This is a genomic window from Kitasatospora sp. NPDC094015 (assembly GCF_040304075.1).
GTDB lineage: Bacteria > Actinomycetota > Actinomycetes > Streptomycetales > Streptomycetaceae > Kitasatospora.
The window spans coordinates 1-14,726 of the sequence record NZ_JBEOUL010000062.1; the positions used below are offsets into that span (position 1 = coordinate 1).

The 14,726-nt window shown below is 74.1% G+C and carries 14 protein-coding genes and 4 pseudogenes; 10 read left to right on the plus strand and 8 right to left on the minus strand.

All coding sequences use genetic code 11. The features are described 5' to 3' along the window. The 4 genes and pseudogenes from ABT014_RS33845 to ABT014_RS33860 all read left to right on the plus strand — a co-directional run. A partial coding sequence (locus tag ABT014_RS33845; RefSeq protein WP_350643582.1) for a hypothetical protein occupies nt 1-789 on the plus strand: 789 nt, incomplete at its 5' end. After that, complete coding sequence (locus ABT014_RS33850; protein WP_350643584.1) at nt 786-1,523, plus strand: class I SAM-dependent methyltransferase; 738 nt, start codon at nt 786-788, stop codon at nt 1,521-1,523. The genes ABT014_RS33845 and ABT014_RS33850, both read left to right, overlap by 4 nt. 80 nt (nt 1,524-1,603) lie before the next feature. Beyond that, nucleotides 1,604-2,191: pseudogene (locus tag ABT014_RS33855) on the plus strand (glycosyltransferase family 2 protein); the annotation flags it as partial. A 147-nt stretch (nt 2,192-2,338) separates the two neighbouring features. Then, a complete protein-coding gene (locus ABT014_RS33860; RefSeq protein ID WP_350643608.1) occupies nt 2,339-2,872 on the plus strand; it encodes a TIGR04282 family arsenosugar biosynthesis glycosyltransferase in 534 nt (177 codons plus the stop codon). A gap of 104 nt (nt 2,873-2,976) precedes the next feature. Here the strand turns inward: ABT014_RS33860 and ABT014_RS33865 are convergent, their stop codons facing one another. The 5 genes from ABT014_RS33865 to ABT014_RS33885 all read right to left on the minus strand — a co-directional run bounded on the left by ABT014_RS33865 (nt 2,977) and on the right by ABT014_RS33885 (nt 6,958). Beyond that, nucleotides 2,977-3,255, minus strand: coding sequence for a hypothetical protein (locus ABT014_RS33865; RefSeq protein WP_350643586.1), 279 nt, complete (start codon nt 3,253-3,255; stop codon nt 2,977-2,979). Nucleotides 3,256-3,612: 357 nt separating this feature from the next. After that, complete coding sequence (locus tag ABT014_RS33870; RefSeq protein WP_350643588.1) at nt 3,613-3,909, minus strand: hypothetical protein; 297 nt, start codon at nt 3,907-3,909, stop codon at nt 3,613-3,615. Further along, nucleotides 3,906-4,874 (minus strand): MucR family transcriptional regulator, encoded by a 969-nt coding sequence (locus tag ABT014_RS33875; RefSeq protein WP_350643590.1) that lies wholly within the window; start codon nt 4,872-4,874, stop codon nt 3,906-3,908. The genes ABT014_RS33870 and ABT014_RS33875 overlap by 4 nt, the downstream gene beginning before the upstream one ends. Before the next feature lie 790 nt (nt 4,875-5,664). Continuing rightward, nucleotides 5,665-6,264: a superoxide dismutase gene (locus ABT014_RS33880; protein ID WP_350643592.1), complete on the minus strand. Its 600-nt coding sequence runs from the start codon at nt 6,262-6,264 to the stop codon at nt 5,665-5,667. A 295-nt stretch (nt 6,265-6,559) separates the two neighbouring features. After that, a complete protein-coding gene (locus ABT014_RS33885) occupies nt 6,560-6,958 on the minus strand; it encodes a Fur family transcriptional regulator (RefSeq protein ID WP_350643594.1) in 399 nt (132 codons plus the stop codon). Between the two features lie 359 nt (nt 6,959-7,317). Here ABT014_RS33885 and nicT point away from each other — a divergent pair, with 359 nt between their 5' ends. From nicT to ABT014_RS33915, 6 genes and pseudogenes are all read left to right on the plus strand, one after another. Continuing rightward, nucleotides 7,318-8,379, plus strand: a complete 1,062-nt coding sequence (gene nicT / locus ABT014_RS33890; protein WP_350643610.1) for a Nickel transporter NicT — start codon at nt 7,318-7,320, stop codon at nt 8,377-8,379. Then, nucleotides 8,369-8,972 (plus strand): annotated as a pseudogene (locus ABT014_RS33895) (tRNA (adenosine(37)-N6)-threonylcarbamoyltransferase complex transferase subunit TsaD); the annotation flags it as partial. The gene nicT and the pseudogene ABT014_RS33895, both read left to right, overlap by 11 nt. Before the next feature lie 734 nt (nt 8,973-9,706). Beyond that, a pseudogene (locus ABT014_RS33900) lies at nt 9,707-10,184 on the plus strand (peptide deformylase). Nucleotides 10,185-10,495: 311 nt separating this feature from the next. Next, nucleotides 10,496-11,242, plus strand: a complete 747-nt coding sequence (locus tag ABT014_RS33905) for a hypothetical protein (protein WP_350643598.1) — start codon at nt 10,496-10,498, stop codon at nt 11,240-11,242. 144 nt (nt 11,243-11,386) lie between these two features. Beyond that, the gene (locus tag ABT014_RS33910) at nt 11,387-12,118 is read left to right on the plus strand and encodes a YcnI family protein (protein ID WP_350643600.1); all 732 of its coding nucleotides are present in this window, start codon (nt 11,387-11,389) and stop codon (nt 12,116-12,118) included. A gap of 270 nt (nt 12,119-12,388) precedes the next feature. Next, nucleotides 12,389-12,664: pseudogene (locus ABT014_RS33915) on the plus strand (PepSY domain-containing protein); the annotation flags it as partial. A gap of 313 nt (nt 12,665-12,977) precedes the next feature. Here ABT014_RS33915 and ABT014_RS33920 read toward each other — a convergent pair. The 3 genes from ABT014_RS33920 to ABT014_RS33930 form a co-directional block, all read right to left on the minus strand. Beyond that, complete coding sequence (locus tag ABT014_RS33920; RefSeq protein WP_350643602.1) at nt 12,978-13,490, minus strand: NUDIX domain-containing protein; 513 nt, start codon at nt 13,488-13,490, stop codon at nt 12,978-12,980. Between the two features lie 200 nt (nt 13,491-13,690). Further along, entirely contained in the window at nt 13,691-13,927 is a 237-nt protein-coding gene (locus ABT014_RS33925) for a hypothetical protein (RefSeq protein WP_350643604.1), read from the minus strand. A 1-nt stretch (nt 13,928) separates the two neighbouring features. Continuing rightward, nucleotides 13,929-14,414, minus strand: coding sequence for an NUDIX domain-containing protein (locus tag ABT014_RS33930; RefSeq protein ID WP_350643606.1), 486 nt, complete (start codon nt 14,412-14,414; stop codon nt 13,929-13,931). Nucleotides 14,415-14,726 lie beyond the last annotated feature (312 nt).

The window sequence follows — 14,726 nt, forward strand, 5'->3', positions numbered from 1 at the left end:
CCCACCACCGCCTCGACCCGCCTGCGAACCCGGTACGGGGCACACCCGCTCCACCTCCTCCTGATGGCGGGCTGCTTCGCGCTCGCCGCCTACGCCGCGATCCGGCTCCTCACCGGACGCAGCCTCGAGGTCGCGCTCTGGATCATCGGCGGCGCCCTGCTGCACGACCTCGTCCTCGTCCCCCTGTACTCCGGCGCCGACCTCACCACCCAGGCGGCCCTCACACCCCGTGCCAACCGAACCTCGACCCGCACATCCCGCAACGCCCTGGTCAACCACGTCCGCGTGCCCGCCTTCCTGGCGCTGCTGCTGCTCCTGGTCTGGTTCCCCCTCGTCCTCGACCTCTCCCGGCCCTACCCCGGCGCCACCGCACTCTCCGAGACCGTCTACCTCACCCGCTGGCTGCTCATCACCGCCGCACTGTTCGCCGCCTCCGCAGTCCTGTTCGCCGCACGCCTACTGCTGCGCCGTGCGACCCCGCACACACCGCCGCGGCCGCGGCACGGTCCCGCCGGCGCGAGGGCCCGTGCCGATGCCGAGCCGCCTCGCGACCGGGCCCCCGCAGCGCCGGCGGTCCCGCCAACGCCAACGGCAGTTCCGCGGGCCCGCGGAGCCTCACCGCACCCGGCGCTCGCCGCGTTCGCCGGCGGTGGCGCGCGCAGGAAGGTGGCCGCGGTGGCCGCGGCCGTTGTCCTGGCGGCCGCGGTCATCGCCGTCCGCCGTGCCCGACGCGCCGCGCATCACCCAACCCACCGTCCGCCCACCGACCCGCAGGGACCACGCCCGTGACCGACCACCCGCAGCTCACCGCCGACAGCCCGCCGTTGCGGCCCGAGCCCTTCGACCTGTACTCCCGAGCACCGGGAGGTTCCGTGCCCAGGCTGCTGCTCAGGACACGGGGTGGCGGGCTGTCGCCGGTGGACGTGCAGCGCTGGTGCTCCGGCGCCGATCCCGTGGACGAGGAACTGCTCAGGCGTTGCCGGGGGCCGGTGCTGGACGTCGGCTGCGGGCCCGGCCGCCTGGTCGCGGCCCTCGCCCGCCGCGGTACCGACGTCCTCGGGGTGGACGTGGCACCCGCGGCCGGGCACCTGGCCGAGGCGGCGGGAGCCCGCGTGCTGCGGGCCAGCGTCTTCGACCCGCTCCCGGGCGAGGGCGGGTGGGCCACCGTGATCCTGGCCGACGGCAGTGTCGGCATCGGCGGCGAGCCCCACCTGCTCCTGCGCCGGAGCCGCCAGCTCCTCCACCCGTGCGGGCTGCTCCTCCTGGAGACCGAAGCCACCGAGACGGACCAGCGGCTGATCGCCTGCTGGGAGGACGGCGACGGGCGGCGCGGCCCATGGTTCCCGTGGGCCCGCCTGGGCGTGGCCGCCGCCTTGCGGGCCGCGGAGCGGGCGGGATTGCGACCCCGAGAGCAGTGGTCGCTCCAGGGCCGCCGCTTCCTCGCCCTCACCCCGACCGAAGGGAGCGGACCAGCACCGGCCCGTCCAGCGCTCGTACCCGCCGCGGGCGGTGTCGCCCTGTGAACGCGGCTGCGCGGGCGAGCGTCGACGTGGTGCTGCCCTGCCTCGACGAGGCGACCGCGCTGCCCTGGATCCTGCCCCGGATGCCGCTGGGCTGGCGGGCGATCGTCGTCGACAACGGCTCCACCGACGGCTCCGCCGACATCGCCCGCTCCCTCGGTGCCACCGTCGTGCGCGAGCAGCGCCGCGGTTTCGGCGCCGCCTGCCATGCGGGCCTGGCCGCCGCCGACGCCGACATCGTGTGCTTCATGGACTGCGACGCCTCCCTCGACCCGACCCAACTGCCGCGCGTCGTCCAGCCGGTGGCCGACGGCACCGCGGACCTGGTGCTCGGCAGGCGCCGGCCCACCGCCCCAGGTGCGTGGCCCTGGCACGCGCGGGTCGCCAACACCGCCCTGGCGGCACGCCTGCGCGCACGCACCGGTGCACAGCTGCACGACCTCGGCCCGATGCGGGCGGCCCACCGGACGCGACTGCTGGCCCTGGGCCTCGGGGACCGCCGCTGCGGCTACCCGCTGGAGATGGTGCTGAGCGCGGCCGCGGCCGGCATGCGGATCACCGAACGTGACGTCGACTACCGTCCGAGATCCGGCCGGTCCAAGGTCACCGGAACACTGCGCGGCACCCGGCAGGCCCTGGCGGACATGCGGGCCGTCCTCGCCGCGCCGCCGCCGACCCTGCTGGTCATCGCCAAGGAACCGGTCCCGGGCCGGGTCAAGACCCGCCTGACACCGGTGTGCAGCCCCGAACAGGCGGCCACGCTCGCCGAAGCGGCGCTGCGCGACACCTTGACGCTCCTGGACACGGTGCCCGCCGGGATGCGGGTCCTGGTCCTCGACGGCGAGCCGGGCCCGTGGTTGCCCGCGGGATGGCACACCGTCCCGCAGACCGGCGCCGGCCTGGACGAGCGATTGGCCGCGGCCCTCGGCCACGCCCCACCCCACGCACCCGCCCTGCTGGTCGGGATGGACACCCCGCAGCTCGTCGCCGGCATGCTCGCCGGCCCGCTGTCCCCGGCGCGTCGCGGTGAGGTCGACGCCTGGTACGGGCCCGCGGCCGACGGCGGCTTCTGGGCACTGGGCCTCGCCACGCCGTCCCCCGAGCTCGCCGGACGGATCCTGCGCGGCGTTCCCATGTCCACCCCCGACACCGGCCGGATCGTCCTGCGGCGGCTCGAAGCGGCCGGCCTGCGGGTGCACCGGCTTCCCGAACTCACCGACGTCGACACCCCCGCCGACGCGCGGGCCGTCGCCGCCCTGGCACCCCACACCCACTTCGCGCGTGTCTGGCACTCGACCGCGGGCACCGACCACGTGCCCCGGGCACCGGGCGACCGCTCCACGCGGGACTGACCGGTCACCACCGAGGTCCGCCGAGGCCTGGCTCCGGCGCGCCGGCCGGGGGCTCCGGCACCGGTGGCGCTGCCGCCCCGCGCGCGACCGGGTGGACCCGCTGCCTACCGGACGTCGAGGTTGCGGGCCTCGACCTTGCTCTTCAGCGCGAGGATCGCCGTCATCGGCACGCTGAGCTGGAGGCGGTCGGCGACGACGCCGGCGGCCCGGCCGATCGGCTCGCCGGGGAACGCGGCCGAGAGCTGTCCGACCAGCACGGCCGTGAGTTCCAGCAGCCCGTCGTCCACCGGGATGGTCCGGGAGCCGTGGCGGCGAACGGCCGGCAACTGGTCGACGAGCGCGGCAAGCTGGTCCCGCCCTTGGCGGTCAAGTGTAGTTCTCATACGATCAATAGTGCGTGAGGGAGGTCCTTGCCGCAGTGCGGGCTGGACCGTCCGGGCAGCGGACCATCCCTGACGGACGCTCAGGAACCGATCCGGCCGCCGTCGCGCCCTTCCTGCGGTCGCCTCCTCCGGCGCGCTCGCGCTCCCGATCCGTCGAGGGATCGGCGCAGGCCGGGCGGGGGTGAGCCGAACGGGTGAACCGGGGATGCTCGAGCAGTCCATGCCGGCGTGGGCGGCGAATGCGGGGTGTACGTAGCGCCGACTACTCGGGAAGGCGGTACGTGCATGGGCGGGGCCCTGGCACTCAACAGGACGGGCCCCGCCCTCTCACGGCGTCGCGCCGCGGGAGGGGTGGTGCTACAGGCCGAGCAGGCCCAGGCCGAGGATGCCGCGGCCGAAGAGGCCGTTCTGGTGGTGCCGGTAGCCGTCGTTGCCGTACCCGCCCTCGCCGTAGCAGTCGCTCGCGGCGTGGTACGTCGTGCTCTCGCTGTAGCTGACGTGCTCGGTGTTGGCCTGCACCTCGTGCTGGTAGAACTGCTCGGATCCGCGGGTCGCGTGGGCCGGGGCGGCGAAGGCGGAGCCGGCCGCCGGGACGGCGACGATGCCGGCAGCGAGCAGGGAGCAGGCCAGGGTACGGGCTATGCGCTGGTTCATGGGACGTCACTTCCGTTGCGGGGGCGGCGAGTTCCGCCCTCTCCGTCGACGCTAGGGCCATGGTCCGCGGAGTGCCCGTCGGGTGCGGCCACATGGCCCTCGCCGGCCCCGCCCGGCGGGCGGCGCCGGATGCGGGACACCACCCAGGGCACGCTGCGTCCGGTGAGCCGCGCCAGCTCGGCGACGGTCGCGCCCCCGTTGCGGTGGTCCGTCAGCCATCGCCCGATGTCGTCCGTGCCGACGCGCCTCGCCGCGGCGAGGTCGTTCAGCGCCACCCGTGCACTCCGGCCGGTGGGCGAGTTGTGCCCGACCGGCCGGACCTCGACGAGGTGCCGGTCGAGCAGTCGTCGCAGCTGCTCGTTCCCCACGCCCAAGGCTCGGGCCGTGGCCTCCAGGCTCTTCCCGTCCTCGACGTACAACCCCCGTAGGGCCGCCGGGATCCCGTCGAACCCCAGTGTCCGGACCCGCTCCGCCAGACGCGCGGCCGCGGCAGCGCCCTGGGTCCGGCGCCCGGCCTCCAGCCGGACCGCGCGCTCCGTGGCGAGCTCCGTCGAGGCGCCGTGCTCGGTGAGCGATCGCCGTGCCCGGTCGGCCAGCGCACCGGAGCGGGCCATCGACTGCCCGGCCGCGAAGTCGGCCCGGGTGCGGGCCGACCGCTCGTACACCGCCCGCTGAGCCACCGAGCGGGCCCGGCTCACCGCCCGGGCGCTGAGCGCGCGGGTGCGCATCAGCCGGAACTCCTCGCGGTACTCCGCCGCCGTCATGCCGTGCACCCGTACATGGGAGCCCAGGGCCCGGAATCCACGCCCGCACACGTGGCACAGGACGAGGTCCGATTCCTCGTCACGGGCCAGGCGTCCCAACTCGAACGCCCCCCGGCCCGGCGCGCCCGCAGGGCGACGCACGTCGTCCACACCAGCTCCCTCTAGTCGACGCTGCGATCGGCCGACCGTGTTCAATTGCACTATGTGTGCAAGAGCATATGTAGCGCAACTGCTGTCGGGATGTTGCGCGGCCCTGTCGCTGCCGTCGCCCGCCCCGGCAACGGGCGGGTGGACCGGGCCCAGCGGTCGGACGATGGCACCCGCGGTTCCGGGTGCGTCGGGCTGGCGGAGGGAGTTCGGCAGCCTCGGCGGACGCAGCCCGCCGCGCCGCGCCGTGCTGCGTTCGTGCGCGGTACGGCGAGCGGCCGACCCGCGCAGCCGGCTGCCCTGCGGACAGGAGCGTCTCGTCGTTGCGCGCGACTACCTCGTCCGGGCCCTCTTCCGGCTCGGGGCCGGGCGCCGGGGACGCTATGGCGCACCGGGCCGGTTCCTCCTCGACGGGCTAGGTCCGGTGCGGATCGCGGTGGCGACGGCGCGGTGGACGGCGGCCGGTTGACGGGAGGGGAGCGGCCGCGGCGTACGGCCCTCTGGGGTCCGACCGGTGCCGGTGGTGCGCTCGCGCCCTGGGCCGGGGCGGGGGGCGGTGCGGTGGCGCCGGGGCCACGGGCGCGGGCGGGCGGTCCGCCCCGTTGCGCGGTGCCACGATGGGCCAGGGGCGATGCAGGCTCCCCGCAGGTCTCGGTGCCTGGTGCCGCTCACATCGGGGCTGGTGCCGACTGCGGTGGTGGAGCAGGTCTCCGATACGGTCCGCCCGGTGGTCGCGGTGCGGCGCGGGCCGCGAAGGCGGTGCTTGCCCGTGCGCCGATGGCGGGCCCGGCCGGTGTACGGGCCGGCCGGGCCGCGGCGGAGGCTCGCCGCTCGGGGGCCGGTGTCAGCCCTGGGTGGCGGTGAAGCGGGTCTGGACGTCCTGCCAGTTGACGACGTCCCACAGGCGGGTGACGTAGTCGGGGCGGACGTTCTTGTACTGCAGGTAGTAGGCGTGCTCCCAGGCGTCGAAGGCGAGCAGCGGGGTGGTGCCCTGGCCGACGTTGCCGTGGTGGTCGTAGACCTGCTCGATGATCAGGCGCTTGCCGAGGGGCTCCCAGGAGAGGATGCCCCAGCCGGAGCCCTGGACGCCGACGGTGGCGGTGGTGAGCTGCTTCTTGAAGGCCTCGAAGGAGCCGAAGTGCTCGGTGATGGCGTCGGCGAGCGGGCCGTCGGGGCGGTCGCCGCCCTCGGGGGACAGGTTCTGCCAGAACAGCGAGTGCAGGACGTGGCCGGAGAGGTTGAAGGCCAGGGTCTTCTGCAGGCCGACGAGGCCGCCGAGCTGGTCCTTGGACCGGGCCTCCTCCAGCTGCTCCAGCGTCAGGTTGGCGCCGTTGACGTAGGCCTGGTGGTGCTTGGAGTGGTGCAGCTCCAGGATCTCGGCGGACATCGCCTGCTCGAGGGCGGAGTAGTCGTACGGCAGGTCGGGAAGCGTGTAGGCGCCCATGCGGGACACAGCCCCTTTCGGTGAACCGATGATGATCGTGCCGGGGCAACACTATTGCGTGATACTTGCAATAGCCATGCAGGTGCTTCAGCATGTTGCCCGCAGGGCCGGTCGGTTGGCCGTGCGGATGGCTCTCCCGTCGCGGGTCCCCGTCCTTCCGACCGACGATCGTCTTCCCAACCGGCGCCCGCCGGGACGCAACGGCCGGCCCTGCCTGCGCCCGCCTTCCCCGGCCGGCCGACCCCAATCCGCCCGCGGCTGTCGGGCGTGATCCGAGCCGTGATCCGAGCCGGGGTCAGCAGCTCCCGCAGCTGCCGCTCATGACGAGCGCGTCCAAGGCGAAGCCGCTCAGTGCGGCCGCGCCGGCGAGGGCGGCGGCGACGAGCTGCGCGGGGATGTCGACGATCGCGCCGCACTTCCTGCACAGGGCGTGGTGGTGGGGGCGGCGGCCCAGCCCGTAGTGGAGCTCGCCTCCCAGACCCGGGACGGCGTGGGTGATGCCGAGTTCGGTCAGGCGTGCCAGTGTCCGGTAGACGGAGGCCTGGTCGGCGCTGCCCCCGCCGTCGCGGATGCGGCGGTGCAGGTCGCCGGCGCTCGCGTGGCCGCCGTGCTCGACGAGCGCCCGGACGACCTGCACCCGGGGCCCGGTGCACCGCCCGCCGCCGGCGCGCAGCCGCTCCAGGCAGGCCTGCACCCGCAGGCTGTCCTCGTCGATCCCCGGCGAGCCGGCCCCGGTCCTGTGTCGCCGCGGTGCGGGCGTGGCCGCAGCCGACAGCGCCCCGGTTGTTGCCGGGGTGGATGGCGCGCCGGATGACGGAACGCCAGGTGGTGCGTCGGCTCCGGTCAGGTCCACCGCGCCTCCTCGTGCTCCTGTGCGCCCCCGGCCCGGCGCAATATTGTTGCAACGATATTGCAGGTAGTAGCCATTCGCGTCTAGGTTGTGCGCGGCCGTCGCCGCAGCGGCCCCACTGCAGCCGAGGGAGCATGCCCATGAGTAGCAGCACATCCCCGACGGACCCCGCCAGAGGTGGCCCTCGGCGGGTCACCTCCGCCATGAGCCGGGCCGAGTGGGGCCGGGTCGGCGGGATGGCGGCGTTCATCGCCGCCCTGCACGTCATCGGCTGGTTCACCCTGGTGGCGGTGGTCGCCCCGGAGCACTACAGCCTGGGGGAGAAGAGCTTCGGGATCGGTATCGGCGTCACCGCCTACACCCTGGGCATGCGGCACGCCTTCGACGCCGACCACATCGCCGCCATCGACAACACCACCCGCAAACTGATGTCCGACGGCCAGCGGCCGCTGTCGGTGGGCTTCTGGTTCTCCCTCGGCCACTCCACCATCGTCTTCGGCCTCGCCCTCCTGCTGTCCTTCGGGATCAAGACGCTGGCCGGGCCGGTCGAGAACGACGACTCGCAACTGCACAACGTCACCGGCCTGATCGGCACCACCGTCTCCGGCACCTTCCTCTACATCATCGCGGCCATCAACCTGGTGATCCTGGTGGGGATCTGGAAGGTCTTCCGGCGGATGCGCGAAGGGCAGTTCGACGAGGCGGCCCTGGAGGAGCAGCTCAACAACCGGGGCTTCATGAACCGCCTCCTCGGCCGCGCCACCCGGTCGATCACCAAGCCCTGGCAGATGTACCCGCTCGGTGTCCTGTTCGGACTCGGCTTCGACACCGCCACCGAGATCGCCCTGCTCGTACTGGCCGGCACCGGAGCCGCCTCCGGCCTGCCCTGGTACGCCATCCTGTGCCTGCCGGTCCTCTTCGCCGCCGGCATGTCCCTGCTGGACACCATCGACGGCTCGTTCATGAACTTCGCCTACGGCTGGGCCTTCTCCAAGCCCGTGCGCAAGGTCTACTACAACCTCACCATCACCGGCCTGTCGGTCGCCGTCGCCCTGATCATCGGCACCGTCGAACTGCTCGGCCTGGCCGCCGAGAAGCTCGATCTGCACGGCGCCTTCTGGGACTGGGTCGCCGGCCTCGACCTCAACATCATCGGCTTCGTCATCGTCGGTCTGTTCTTCGCCACCTGGATCGTCGCCCTCGCGGTGTGGAAGTTCGGCCGCATCGAGGAGAAGTGGTCCGCCGGCCTGCGCCAGGCCGACTGACCGCCCCGAGGCTGCGCACCTCACCGGGCCCCGCGGCGACCGTCTCGACGACGCTCCGCCGCAGGGCTCTGGCGCGCCCGCACCTGCAGAGCCCGCGATCGACCGCGCCGCGCGCGGTGCGCCTCCCGCGCCCCCTCAGCGGGCCGAACGACCCGCCGTACGCCTTCTCCTTCTCCGGCCTCAAGACCGCCGCCGCCCGCTGGGTCGAGGCACAGCGCGCCACCGGCACCGAACCGCACGTCCCGGACGCGGCCGCCGCCCTCCAGGAGGCCATCGCGGACACCCTGACCCGCAAGGCGGTCCGGGCCTGCACCGACCACGGCATCGACACCCTCGTCGTGGTCGGCGTCGTCGCCGCCAACTCCCGCATCCGCACCCTCACCGAACAGCGCTGCACCGCCGCCGGCATCACCCTGCGCGTCCCGGCCCTGCGCCTGTGCACCGACAGCGGCGCGATGATCGCCGCCATTGGCGACCTCCTCGCCCGCGCCGGAGCCCGCCCCGCACCCGCCGACCTGTCCGTCGACCCCTCCGCCCCCCTGGAGTACGCGGCCCTCACCCCGACGGCACGACCGTCGGGACGAGCAGCGTGAGCCGGACCGTCACCGTGCAGCGGGTGCACGCCGGTGGCTTGACCGCTCACCAGCACGGCATCCGGGGCGTCTACGCGGCGGCCTTCGGCGCGCCTCCGTACTGCGAGCCGGACCACAAGGCCGACGCCTACCTGGAGCGGCTCGCGACCGATGCCGCCCGGCCCGGTTTCACCGCCGCCCTCGCCCTCGATCCGGACGACGGCGCGGTGCTCGGCTTCGCCACCGCCTGGACCCGCCCGCCCCGTTCCCCACCACCCGCTGCTACTCGCTGGCCGGTGCCGGGCTCGGCCCCACCCGCACCGAGGCCTGGCTGTGCGGCGCGCGCGAGGTCGACGAGCTGGTCGCCCTCCCAGGGGCCGGCGGTCGGGGCGCCGGCACGGCCCTGCTGGCCGTCGTCAGCAGCGACGCCGACGACGGCCGCTGCTGGCTGCTGACGACCGCCGCGCCGGGCGGGCCGCTGCCGTTCTACCGCCGACGAGGGTGGCGGCCGGTCACTTGCCCGGCGCCGCACGCCCAGGGCCTGATGGTCCTACCTGCGCCGACCCCCACCCCGTCCCATCGAGGGCCGGCCGGTCGACGCCTCGCCCGTCCCGCGCCAGCACCGGCACCTGACGAAAGGCTCCGCCATGGCCACGCCCTCCCGCACCGGCCCGTCCCCGGACCGCCGGGTACGTCTCCTCGGCCACCCCGTCGACACCTAGCCGCAGTTCGCACCCGAGGCCGACCGGGGCCGGATTCTGCGGATCACCGAGGTCGGCGAGAGCATCCTGCACCGCCCCTGCCGGCCGGTCACCGCCTTCGGGACCGCCGAGCTCTCCCGGCTCGTCGACGACATGTTCCGGACCATGTACGCCGCCCGAGGGGTCGGCCTGGCCGCCAACCAGGTCGCCGTCGACCTGCGCCTGTCCGTCCACGACTGTCCCGACGGCGACGGCGTGCGCCACGTCGGACACCTCGTCAACCCCGTGCTCGAAGAAAGCGCCGGCCCGCGCCGGCTGGTCGACGCGGGCGAAGGTCTACTTCGCCCGTTGCCTCCAGCACGAGACCGATCACCTGGGCGGCATCCTCTACCTCGACCGGTTGTCCGCCCGCGACCGCCGGGCGGTGCTCGCCGAGACCGCCGAACAGCGCGCCGGGGTCCTCGCGGCGGGGGAGACCCGGGCCGAGGCCATGGGAGCGGTGGCCGTGGGCGTCGAGTTGCGGCTCGCGTAGCCGAACCGGCGGCCCGTCGCCGACGACGCGCACCGTGTGGACCGCGTGGCCGGCCAGGGCGGAGCGCCGGTGCTGCGATCGGACGGTGGCGGTGTCGAGTTCGCCGCGGATCCGGATGAGCCGCGACCAGTTCACGGACCTCGTCACCCGCGCCAACACCCTTCCCTGCCCGGCCGCCACCTCGAACGGCGCGTCACCGAATGGGAGCGCACAGTGGCAGGAGCGGTGGGTGCTGCGCTGCACAACGCGCACACGGTCTTTGCCGGATCGAGGTCCGGGATCGCCCCGACGGCTGCGATGATGTCCCGGCCATGCCCGTGACCACCGAATCCCCGACGTCCCGCGCGGCCGCCCGCGACGTGCGGCTGGTGCGGGCGGCCGCGTTCGCCACGGCGAGCGTCACCCTGGCCTCGGCCGCGCACGGCGTCACCGGCGGCCCGCTCGGACCCGGACAGATCCTCTGCGGCTGGCTGGTGCTGTGGGTGGCCGCGGCGGCCGGCACGGGCCGCGAGCGCACGCTTCCCGCGATCACCGCGGCGACGATCGCCGCGCAGGTCACGCTCCACCTCCTGTTCAGCGCCGGCCACATCCTCCTGACACCCCCGGCCGCCCGGCTGTCCGCACACGACATGGCCGGTATGCCCGACATGCCGGGTATGGACATGGGCCCGGGTGCGGCGGGGCACGTGCATGCCACGCTCCTGCCCGCCGCGGGAGGTCTGGCCCACGCGCAGGGGCACGCAGGACTGTTCGCCCTGTCGCCCGGCATGATCGTCGGCCACGCCGCCGCAGCCCTGGCCACCGGCTGGCTGCTGCACCGCTTCGAGACGGCCCTGTGGCGTCTGCTGCGCCTGGCCCGCACCGTACGGGACGCCGTGCGCCGCTGGCAGGCACGCGTCGCGGACATTCTCGCCCTGCTCGCCGGCCACCGCACGCCACTTCCCGCCTGCCCGGCCGGTGGCCGACGCCTCTCCGGCGCCCGTGTCCGCCGGATCGGGCCGTTGCCGCTGCGCCACACCCTGATCCGTCGGGGTCCGCCGGGAGGCGTGTCCGCGTAGCCCCCGCGCTACGTGGAGCCGCGCCGGGCACGGTCGCCGAACGGCCGCCGTGCACCTCCTTACTCCCGCACGACCTTCCCCGGCGGCACAGCGCCGCCGCGAGGGCGATGTCGTGCCGACCTCCCGGACGGAGATCCCACACCCATGCCTTCGATCACCACCCGCCGTCTCGTGACCACCGCCGTGCTGGCCGCATCCGTCGTGGCGGCCGCAGCCGTGCCGGCGTTCGCGCACGTGACGGTGCAGCCGGGCACCGCGACCCAGGGCGCCTACACCGCGGTGGCCTTCCGCGTGCCCGACGAGAGCGACACCGCCTCCACCACCAAGCTCGAGGTGTCGCTGCCGGCCGACCACCCGGTGGCGTCGGTGGCGACCGAGCCGCTGCCCGGCTGGACCGCGACCACCGAGAAGACCAAGCTGGCCACGCCGATCAAGACCGACGACGGCGACGAGATCACCGACGCCGTCACCAAGATCACCTGGACCGCGGACGCCGGTGCGAAGATCGCCCCCGGCCAGTTCCAGGACTTCAAGGTCTCCCTCGGCCCGCTGCCCACCGACACCGACAAGCTCGTCCTCAAGGCCCTGCAGACCTACGACGACGGCACCATCGTCCGCTGGATCGAGGACGCCAAGGCCGGCCAGGCCGAACCCGAGCACCCCGCCCCCACCCTGACCCTCACCAAGGCCGCCGCCGACGGTGACCACCCTGCGGGCGCGGCCGCCGCACCGGCCGGGGCCCAGGCCGCCCCGCCCGCCAACGGGTCCTCCGACGACCCCACCGCGCGGATCCTCGGCATCGTCGGCATCGTGGTCGCCGTCATCGGCACCGCCGTCGGCGTACTGGGGCTGCGCCGCCGCACCGACCGGGCCTGACCCCCCCAGGGTGGGCGCCGCACACCGGCGCCCACCCGGGCGGACCGGTCCAGCCGCCCTGCCCTGCCGATAGCAGGTGATTCCGCCTACGCTGCGGCGGTCCCGGCCCCGCGCCGGGCGCCCACCGGATCCGCGCGGTCCTTGCAAGGTGGGCACACGAAGAAGGGCCTGACGGGCCGCAGGAAGTCCTGCCGAGCTTCGGTTGTGCGCGTTCTTGCTGGTCAGGTCTGGGACGTGCCCCGTCGCGGGCCGGTAGGTTGAGCAGGTCCGCACAACGACCAGGCCGCGATCGACCCGCCGCCTGCGCCGTCACCGCCCGCACCCGCTGGGCCGACTACCCCGCGCTGTCCAAGCTCGGCAAGCTCGGAGTCCAGGGCCACATGGGTGTGCTCTACGGCCTCGTCAACCAGTTGGTGCTCGCCGCCACCGCCGTCGGCCTGATCCTCATCACCCAGTCTGGCTACCGCATGTGGTGGCAGCGCGGGCCCACCCGCGCTGACCGCACTACCCGGAGGCACAGCGCCCGCCCGGGTTGCCTGGCGGCGGGGCGTGGCTGCCCTGTTCGGCGAGGTGGCCTGGTGGAGGACGTGGACGAGATCGGCGCCGGCGGTGGCGGTGCCGTCTCACAGGACGCGGCCGGCATCGGGGAGGTAGGGGCTGCAGAGGATCTTGACGAGGGTGGACTCGCCGGAGCCGTTGTCGCAGACCCAGGGCCACGACATTCCCGCGCGGGGTCGCGAGGGTGATGCCGTCAAGGGCCGGGTTGCTGCGGCCGCGGTCGGCGAAGCCGACGTCCGCCAAGGTGATCACGTCGGGGCGGTGCAGGAGGTCGGTGCCATCGGTGGGCGGGCGCGGGAGGTCATCCGGTCTCGCCCGGCGTTCGGGGATCGGAGACGAGGTATTCGGCGCGGCCGGTGCGGCGGGCGGTGAGCGAGGCGCGCAGGGTGCGTAGGCGGCGTGGGGTGACGATGCGCGACCAGTCCTCGAAAGTGCGTACGGCGTGGCCGCTGTGTTCGGCGGGGTCGAGGGCGATCCGTTCGATCTCCCGATCGGTGAGTCGGCCGCCGTCGAAGGTGACGCCGATCTTCCACGGCCACGGCGGTTCCGGCGGGGTGAAGGAGAGCAGCAGCAGACGGGGCGCATCGTCGAGGGAGGTGGGAAGGAAGCCGATCTCCTCGCCGGTCTCGCGCCGCGCACACGTCCACGGGTCCTCGTCCGGATCGAGGAGCCCACCGGGGTACTGGTACTCGCGCGGGTGGTGGACGGAGGTGAGCAGCAGCGGCCGGTCGTCGTAGTCGGTGAAGAACACTCCGGCGTAGGACACGCCGTGCGGCAGGGTGGGGACGAACAGCTCGGGCGGGACGAAAACCACGGTCAGGCTCCTCCGTTCGGGCAGGCATTCTCGCTGTGGGCGTTGAGGTCGAACGCGGTCATCGAGCCCACCTGCCGGGGCGAGGGGTAGGGCCATGAAGCCGTCGAGGGACTCGAGGGGTGCGGAACAGCCTTGCCTGTCGTGGCCGTTCCGGTGGCCAGCCGCGGACGCGGCTGCTCCCCTCCTGGCGGGATGGCGGGTCAGTCGCTGGAGGTGAGGTCGGGCGGGCCGGTGGCCAGGCGCTCCAGGTAGTGGTCGACGTCGCCGTCGGGCCGGTAGAGCGTGCGGTAGGCATACGGGTCTGCGGCGCCGGGGAGGGTGACGATGCCCTCGTCGGCGACGGTGCGGCCCTGGGTGATCGCGCCCAGCCGCAGGTCCAGGTCGGGCGGCAGGGCGGCCTGCTCGGGCGGGGGTGGGCGGCGGTGGCGGCCGGTCATGTCAGGCCCCGACCAGGGTGCGCAGGTCATCCGTGGGCTCCCAGCCGTGGGTGGAGAAGCCCCGGCTGTCGCCGGCGAGGTAGGCGGTGAGGGCGGCGTGCGAGGTGGGGAACATCGGTGCGGGCAGCGCGTCCGCCGGCTGCCACTCGACGGCGAGGTGCTTGTCCGGCTCCCTGTTCGTCAGCTCACCGTCCCAGCTGGTCGCGGCGAACACCGAGAGCAGGAACGGGCCCTTGTCGTCCCAGCCCTGGCGGACCTGGATGGTGTGGACCAGCCGCAGTTCCTCGGGGGCGACGGTGATTCCGGCCTCCTCACGCAGCTCGCGGGCGGCGGCCTCGTCCAGGCGCTCACCTTCCTCGACCTTGCCGCCGGGGACGGTCCAGGCGGGAACGGTGGACCAGGAGTCGTTGGCGTAGTGGATGCATGCGACCCTCCGGGTCTTCTCGTCGTGGACGATGACGCAGACGGCCTGGCGCAGGGACTGCATGGATGCTCCAACCGGGTTCGGGGGACAGGGTGTTCAGGCAGAGGCGTGCGGGATGCGCAGCAGGTCCAGGACGGTGCGGGCGTAGCCGAGGACCTCTTCGTCGTGGTGGTGGTCGAGGGCCCAGCGCAGGGCGGCGGGGCAGTCGATCGCGGCCCAGGCCCGGCACGCCGCCCACTCGTCGGCGGTGAGCGTGCGACCGTAGGCGGTGAGGAAGGCGGTGCGCAGGTCGGGTCGGTGGGGGGGTGACGCGGGTTCAGCGCCCCTGGACCGGGAGCTCGTAGACGATCTCCCAGCGGGAGTCCGGGATCACCA